Origin of the sequence: Facklamia lactis, from assembly GCF_015863205.1 — a bacterium.
In the GTDB taxonomy this organism is placed as follows: Bacteria; Bacillota; Bacilli; order Lactobacillales; family Aerococcaceae; genus Facklamia; species Facklamia lactis.
Genome location: NZ_JACBXQ010000003.1, coordinates 256838 through 264084, shown reverse-complemented (window position 1 = coordinate 264084; position 7247 = coordinate 256838). Strand labels below are relative to the sequence as shown.

General features: G+C 35.7%; 7 protein-coding genes, 2 tRNA genes and 1 rRNA gene. 8 read left to right on the top strand and 2 right to left on the bottom strand.

Translation table 11 applies throughout. The features are described from left to right. Positions 1-4: 4 nt before the first annotated feature. The 5 genes from rrf to HZY91_RS06770 all read left to right on the top strand — a co-directional run bounded on the left by rrf (position 5) and on the right by HZY91_RS06770 (position 2704). A 5S ribosomal RNA gene (gene rrf, locus HZY91_RS06790) occupies positions 5-120 on the top strand. Positions 121-138: 18 nt separating this feature from the next. Then, positions 139-211, top strand: a tRNA-Asn gene (locus HZY91_RS06785). 26 nt (positions 212-237) lie between these two features. Beyond that, positions 238-310 (top strand) — tRNA-Thr (locus HZY91_RS06780). Between the two features lie 134 nt (positions 311-444). Beyond that, a complete protein-coding gene (locus HZY91_RS06775) occupies positions 445-1785 on the top strand; it encodes a polysaccharide deacetylase family protein (RefSeq protein ID WP_197115514.1) in 1341 nt (446 codons plus the stop codon). A gap of 112 nt (positions 1786-1897) precedes the next feature. Next, entirely contained in the window at positions 1898-2704 is an 807-nt protein-coding gene (locus HZY91_RS06770; protein ID WP_197115513.1) for a formate/nitrite transporter family protein, read from the top strand. An 89-nt stretch (positions 2705-2793) separates the two neighbouring features. On the opposite strand, the gene HZY91_RS06765 is transcribed toward HZY91_RS06770, so the two are convergent. Next, positions 2794-3828, bottom strand: a complete 1035-nt coding sequence (locus HZY91_RS06765; protein WP_197115512.1) for a biotin--[acetyl-CoA-carboxylase] ligase — start codon at positions 3826-3828, stop codon at positions 2794-2796. A 10-nt stretch (positions 3829-3838) separates the two neighbouring features. After that, positions 3839-4930 carry a M24 family metallopeptidase gene (locus tag HZY91_RS06760; protein ID WP_197115511.1) on the bottom strand — a complete coding sequence of 364 codons (1092 nt, stop codon included), beginning with the start codon at positions 4928-4930 and terminating at the stop codon, positions 3839-3841. An 89-nt stretch (positions 4931-5019) separates the two neighbouring features. Between HZY91_RS06760 and yidD the strand changes: the two genes are divergently transcribed. The 3 genes from yidD (at position 5020) to HZY91_RS06745 (ending at position 7227) form a co-directional block, all read left to right on the top strand. Next, positions 5020-5268, top strand: a complete 249-nt coding sequence (gene yidD / locus HZY91_RS06755; RefSeq protein WP_197115510.1) for a membrane protein insertion efficiency factor YidD — start codon at positions 5020-5022, stop codon at positions 5266-5268. A gap of 80 nt (positions 5269-5348) precedes the next feature. Continuing rightward, positions 5349-6215, top strand: coding sequence for a diadenylate cyclase CdaA (gene cdaA, locus HZY91_RS06750; RefSeq protein ID WP_197115509.1), 867 nt, complete (start codon positions 5349-5351; stop codon positions 6213-6215). Next, entirely contained in the window at positions 6208-7227 is a 1020-nt protein-coding gene (locus HZY91_RS06745) for a CdaR family protein (RefSeq protein WP_197115508.1), read from the top strand. The genes cdaA and HZY91_RS06745 overlap by 8 nt, the downstream gene beginning before the upstream one ends. The last annotated feature ends 20 nt before the right edge of the window (positions 7228-7247 follow it).

Sequence of the window (7247 nt, the reverse complement as noted above, 5' to 3'; positions counted from 1 at the left end):
ACTGTGTGGTGATAATGGCAAGAAGGACACACCTGTTCCCATGCCGAACACAGCAGTTAAGCTTCTTAGCGCCGATGGTAGTTGGACCTTTGGTCCTGTGAGAGTAGGACGTTGCCGCGCGTGTCTTGTCTATGTGATTCCGCCATAGCTCAGCTGGCAGAGCGCATGACTGTTAATCATGATGTCGTAGGTTCGAGCCCTACTGGCGGAGTTCTTTTTTTTTATATAAAAATATTTGCCGCCTTAGTTCAGTTGGTAGAACACTTGTGTGGTATTCAAGAGGTCGTCGGTTCGACTCCGACAGGTGGCTTTGATTGTAGCTTATCGATTGCGATAAGTTTTTTTATTTGTTTTCTTTTTTTACTCATAAATTTACCTTTCTTTATATGGGGTTATTCCTTATAATAGTTATGAATGTGGACCGAGTAGAAAGGGGTATATATTTTGTCTTTTGAAAGAAATAATCAACTACTTAATCCTGATAAGTGGCGCAATCGCTGGCTAATTTTTGGGATATTATTATCCTTTATGGTTATTTTTGGTCTTTGGCAAATGCCAAACGCACAGGATATTGAACAGGTTAAATCTTCTATCGATAATTTATATCATCTTAAAAAAGATCAACTTGTTTTGAAATCTAATATAGTGGAAGAAGATATTGATCAAGTTCAAGCAAAGATTAACCAATTACCATTGTTAAGCCGATATACTTATCAAGCGAAATTTGACCGAGCAAAAGAGTCTTTTGAAGAAATTGAAAATGCTCGCTCTATTTTTGTGATTAATGATTCAGATGGTCAAAGAGTTTTGATACCAGAAGTAGATCGCTCATCTCTAGAGAGTAAAATTGCTTCTTGTAATGAATCCAATTCTGATATATGTCAAATTTATTATGAGGCAGAAGAAATATTAGATCAAATTGATATTGCAAATAAAAAGTCCCAAGAATTGCCTTCTATAAAAATTCGAGGTGATATTGAACCTGCTTTAAAAGCTTTAAATGAGTTTGAAAAAAAATATGGTCATCTCGTGGCTCATCCTCAAAGTGAGGAACTTAAACAAAATATTGGAGAATATGCGGATCTTTTGGGGAAAACCATCCTAGATGGTCATCAGTTTGGTGACTATTCAGAAAACTTCTATGCCTTATTGGAAGAGACAGAGTCGTTATCGGGTCCCTTAAGAGGGAGTAGCTTGGATAATCAGCCTCTCATTGCTTTAACTTTTGATGATGGACCTAATGCTGATATCACTCCAAAACTTTTAGATATATTAAATAAGCATGGAGTGAAAGCTACTTTTTTTGTGATGGGAGCTTATGTAGATGAAAATCCTGAATTAGCTAAACGAATTGTTGATGAGGGACATTTAATTGGTAATCATACTTACAATCATTTTGATCTTGCAACTTTATCGGATGAGGAGGTAATGACGCAAATTGATTGGACTCAAGAATCAATTGTTGATGCTACTGGTGTGGAGCCTGATCTTTATCGAATGCCTTTTGGATCTGGGGGCTGGAGAGTAGTTGATTTGCTTAATCAGCATGGGATGACATCTATTTTATGGAACTTAGATACTTTAGATTGGTCGACACAAGATGCTAATTCTATTATTGAAACTGTAACAATGAGTTTACAGCATCATACGCTATTATTAATGCATGATACGCATGAAGCAACTCCAGAAGCAATTGATTTTTTAATTCCTATGTTAAGAGACCAAGGTTATGAGTTTGTTTTTCCCGAACAATTAGCCTTTGAACAACGTTATTTTGAAGAGTAGCCAAACACCTCTATTTTACTTATTCTTTTGAATTATGTGCCATTTTCAGTTGAATTTAAAGTATAAAATGGATAGACTGGGAAGGTAAGAAAATTTTAGAGGGGAAGATTGTATGGAAGAAAGTTCAGTAGTTCAGTCAAATTTTGTTCAGATCGTTGGAGCTTCTGTTAAGAAAAAAGAGGGACTATTTGATCAAAGTAAAACACGTTATTTTGTTCGCTCCATGTATGCAGGTGCAATGCTTGTCTTTGCGACAGCTGCTGGGGTATATGCAGCTGATTATTTAAATGTAGGAGCACCACATGTGGGAAAATTTGCTTACTCATTATTGTTCCCTTTTGGTTTAGCTTTTATTTTATTTTTGCATCAGGAACTTGTCACATCAAATATGATGTACTTGACTGCTGGAACTTATCATCGATTTATTTCAGCAGGGAAATCTATTCAAATTTTATTTTTCTGCACTTTAGGTAATTTACTAGGCGCTTTGTTAGCCGCTGCTTTAATTGCTCATACGGGTGCTTTTAGTCACCTGACGGCAGAAAATTTTATTGTAGCAACTGTGGAAGGAAAATTAGGCAAAGGATTAGGGCAAGTATTTATTGAAGCGATTGCTGCTAATATTTATGTTAATTTAGCGATTCTTGGCTACCTTTTAGCTAAAAACGAAGTGGCAAAGCTGTTTATTGTTTTTGGTGCGATTTTTATGTTTGTATTTTTAGGCTTTGAACACGTAGTGGCCAACTTTGGCTCTGTAGGATTGGTTTTATTTAGTAATTATTCTTCATCTTCAATGGCTGCTTCTACTGTCATTCTTGCTTGGCTAGTTGCCTGGATTGGAAATTATATTGGTGGAGGGCTACTTCTCGGTCTTGTGTATGCATGGCTAAATGAGAATGGACTGCCACTCAATGACTAAGCAAAAATCTAATATTTAAGCCCTTAAAGTAAATCTTTAAGGGCTTTTTTATGGGTAAGAAATAATTAAAGTATGGGTAAATAGTGCTATCAGTTAATATTGGATTTATGTTTAGTTTCTTTCTTTGATACAAATTGTTGGCTACCTATACGGATATTACCTGAATTCAGATGTACAATATTTTGATTGTTTTGTTGTACGATTAGCTGCCCTTGATCATTAATTCCTTTTATTATTCCCATTTCTTCTTTTTGATTAGAAGAATAAAAGATTTTTTGATTTAAACCGAGAAGATGCTGACGATAAATAGATAAATAATTATTTTGAGGGAGCTCATCAAGGTAATGCTGGATTTGATTTATGACGTTAGCGATGAGACTATTTTTTGAAAAGTTTTTGGGTATTTTGTGTCCAAAAAGTGTGCCAGCAATTTGTTGAGTTTCTTGATCCATTTCTGTTATATCACCTGCTAGGTTTAAACCTATACCAATGATGACATTGGATATGGTTTGGCTCTCAATATCGACATTTGCTTCGCTTAATATTCCAGCAACTTTTCTTTGTTGGTAAAAAATATCATTGACCCATTTTATTTTTAATTCTTCTGATAGATCATCCTGGAGGATATCGATTAAAGCTACTGCTGTAATGAGAGTAACCTGTGTAAACTCAGCTTGTAAAAGTGCAGGAATAGGGAGCACGATTGAAAAATAAAGTCCTTCATCCAATTTAGAATAGAAGGCTTTACCGTGACGACCTCGTCCTTGAGTTTGGTGATTAGAAATAAAAAGGCCTTTTTGTCCAGGATGGGTAATAAGCCATTCTTTTGCTAGATCATTTGTTGAGGTTACTCCATTTTCATAGTGTATGTGCAAATTCTTCCAAGGCTTTCTTACTTCATGTTGAATCAAAAGAGGATTTATTGTTTGGGATAAACTTTTTAGCTGGTAACCTTTAGATTGAGAAGACTCAATTGCATGTCCCTCTTGGATGAGTTGCTTAATCGCTTTCCAAACAGCATTTCTTGAGACCTTTAATTCTGAGGCAAGATTTGCTCCATTTATGATTTGATTTTGGTGACTGATGAGATAGAGAAGGACTTGATCTTTAATTTTGATGTGCATATCAGATTCCTCAGCTTTTATCTGTGTCAATAATAATTAAGTCTTTTGTAAAATGATTTAAGAGTTCATAGCCATCTTCGGTTACAAGTACTAAATCTTCAATACGAACCCCCATTTGATTTGGAAGGTATATACCAGGCTCGATTGAAAAGATGTTGCCGACTTCTACAGGCTGGTGGTTGTATGGACTAATATCACCTTCTTCGTGGACTTCTTGTCCAATAAAATGTCCAGTACGATGAGTAAAATAGTTGCCGTATCCGGCTCTTTCTATGACACTTCTTGCAGCCTGATCAATGGAAGAACAGCTAACGCCAGGTTTAACTTGATTAATAGCTGCTAACTGAGCTTCTAGAACGGTTTGATAAATAGCTTGGTCTTTGGAGCTGACTTGTCCATAAAAGAAAGTACGTGTCATATCAGAACAGTAACCATTTTGTAAACAGCCAATATCAACTATAATCGACTCTCCTATCTGTGGCTGTTTTTTACTTGTTTGATGGTGAGGATCAGCTCCATTTGCTCCATAAGCGATGATGGGATCAAAGGAGAAGCCATCGCAGTTAAGCTCTGTATAGACTTGATCTAAGTATTGAACCATTTGTTGTTCACTTAATTGGTCAGAGAGCTTTTGCATAATTCTATTCATTGCTTGGTCATTTTGCAAAGATACTTTTTTCATTTTAACAATTTCTTCTGTGTTTTTACGTGCTCTTAAGGAATCAATCAGTGGGCTACCGTTGATAAAAATTAAATCTTTGCGATAATTCATGAGTGTTATTAAATGCTGGCTCGGCCAGTTTTTATCGATGCCAACTTTACCATCGATCAGTTGCTTTGCGATGGTAGTCAGAATGGCTTCTCCATCTTTATAATATACAGGATTAATAGATGAGTTATCCTCGTGAAATTTAGGAAAAAGTTGATTGATAAACAGATTAATTTGTCCATCAATTTTGATGTCTAATAGTAGGAGTCGTTCGCCTGGATCAGTATAATAGTTACATAAATAGTTGATGCTGAAGGGATCGCTAATCAAAAGGTTGCTGATCTGTTCTTTTTGCATGAGGGTTAATAGCTTATTGAGGAGCTTATTGGACATTTATCTGACCTCTTTCTTGGTATCTGTCTTTAAACATATTATAATAGAAACTGTTGATAAATAAAGGCTAAAAAATTTAGGAGTTAAATATGAAAACTGTTATGATAGCTTTAGTGCGTTTTTATCGAAAATTTATATCGCCTTTTACCCCTCCTTCTTGTCGCTATTCTCCAACCTGCTCGCAGTATATGTTAGATGCGATTCAAAAACATGGAAGTGTTTTGGGGATCTTGATGGGAGTAGCTCGAATACTACGATGCAATCCTTTTGTAGAGGGAGGTTTTGATCCCGTCCCGGAGAATTTTTCCTTAAGAAGACATCCGGATTATCGTAGATAAAGAAATTTTAATGAGAATAATGATGTTGAATTTATGGTATGATAAAATAGTAAGGTATTGGATTGAAAGAAGGTGATGGGATGGTTGACTGGTTAAATCGCTTCTTTGGAACTCAGCCATTGGTGAGTATTTTAGATATACTGATAGTCTGGTTTATTGTCTATCAATTAATAGTATATGCCCGAAAAACACGCGCAATGAATCTGTTGCAAGGAGTTGCTTTAATATTAGTTGCTAAATTTTTTAGTCAGACGATTGGTCTACAGACAATAGACTGGTTATTAGGTCAATTAATTTCTTGGGGTGTAGTCGCTTTAATTATTCTTTTCCAACCAGAATTGCGAAAAGCTTTAGAGAATTTAGGGAGAAGTTTATTTAGGAGAACGACCTCATCAAGTCGTAATCCAAGCGAACAGTTGATTGATGATCTGGAGACCTCACTGCTCTATATGTCGAAGCGTAAAATCGGTGCTTTGATATCTATTGAAGCCGAAAATCCACTTGATGAATATATTTCTACTGGGACAACTTTGGATTCTAATATCACGAGCCAATTGCTGATAAATATCTTTATACCGAATACACCACTTCATGATGGCGCAGTAATTATTAGTGATTTTAGAATAGCTGCAGCTTCTTGTTACCTTCCATTATCTGAAAGTAAATTAATTCCCAAGGAATTGGGAACTCGACACCGAGCTGCGATTGGTTTGGGGGAAGTGACAGATGCGTTAACGCTAATTGTATCGGAAGAAACCGGAGCAATTTCCATTGTTAAAAATGACTTTTTGCATCGAGATTTAAATCGTGAAGATCTGCGCGCTAAATTAATGGAATATTTATACGATGAAAATAATGAAGATAATACTGATCAGGATAATTTTCAAATGATAAAAGACTTCTTTACCAGCAATTTAATCAGTAAAGGAGGGAATCAAGGTGAATAGAGTTTGGGAGAATAAATGGGCCGTACGATTAATTTCTTTACTGTTTGCTCTAGTGATTTATTCATTTGTAACGAGTGAAAACTATGCGAGACATGCTGCTTTAAACTCACAAACTGCTACAAGTGTCAATTCAACGGAAACAATAGAAGGAATTCCTCTCTATTTGGGTGAACATCCTGATGATATTTATGTCAGTGATATTCAGGAAACTGTTTCAGTAAAATTAGAGGGACCTAGAAATATTCTGAATCAAGTCACTCGTGATAGCTTTATTGTTCAGACGGAAGAAGTTTCCGAGGATGATTTGGGAACTGCGACATTGTCGTTGGAAATTGAGGGGTTACCCAATGAAGTTAGTTATCGTATTAACCCATCAAAAGTGTCAGTTTCTGTTGAGCAAAGGGAAGTAGTAGAAATGCCAGTTGAGTATACTATTGATGAGTTGCAAGTGAATTCAGATTATCGAGTTGACTCCATCACAGTAGAACCAGAAAATGTTAAATTGGTAGGTAGTAAAGCTGCAATTGACATGATTGATTTTGTTGGTATTAACATTAGTTCCGAAGAACTGGTCAGTGAACCTTTTACTAAAACATATCGTTTACAAATTCTAGATAAAGAGGGTAAATTACTAGATGTTAATACAGATACAATGGACATTGCTGCGGAAGTCGAAATCATTCAGAATTCAAAGGAAGTTCCCTTAGAGATCACTGCAATTGGTGAGGATAATTCGCGCGCCAGTTATTCATATAGTTTTGCTAATCATGAGCAAGTGGTTTTATATGGAAGTCAGGAAGTGCTGAAAAGTATTGAAGCAGTAGAAGTTGTTGTAGACGTTTCACAATTGCAGAAATCTAGCAAGGTTACAGGAATGTTAAATTTGCCTAGTGGAATTAGTAGTGCGAATATTAATCAAGTGGAGATAAATATAGAAATGGAACCGACTAAAGCGAAATTGTCACAAGAAAATAGTGAAGAAAATAATAGCGATGAAACAGATAATAGATAATAAGGTATCAAAATCTAATC

Excerpts from the sequence above, each read along its gene's own strand:
- yidD (WP_197115510.1), top strand. The coding sequence starts at position 5,020 with ATGAAAACTGTTATGATAGCTTTAGTGCGTTTTTATCGAAAATTTATA.
- HZY91_RS06770 (WP_197115513.1), top strand. The coding sequence starts at position 1,898 with ATGGAAGAAAGTTCAGTAGTTCAGTCAAATTTTGTTCAGATCGTTGGA.
- cdaA (WP_197115509.1), top strand. The coding sequence starts at position 5,349 with ATGGTTGACTGGTTAAATCGCTTCTTTGGAACTCAGCCATTGGTGAGT.
- HZY91_RS06765 (WP_197115512.1), bottom strand. The coding sequence starts at position 3,828 with ATGCACATCAAAATTAAAGATCAAGTCCTTCTCTATCTCATCAGTCAC.
- HZY91_RS06760 (WP_197115511.1), bottom strand. The coding sequence starts at position 4,930 with ATGTCCAATAAGCTCCTCAATAAGCTATTAACCCTCATGCAAAAAGAA.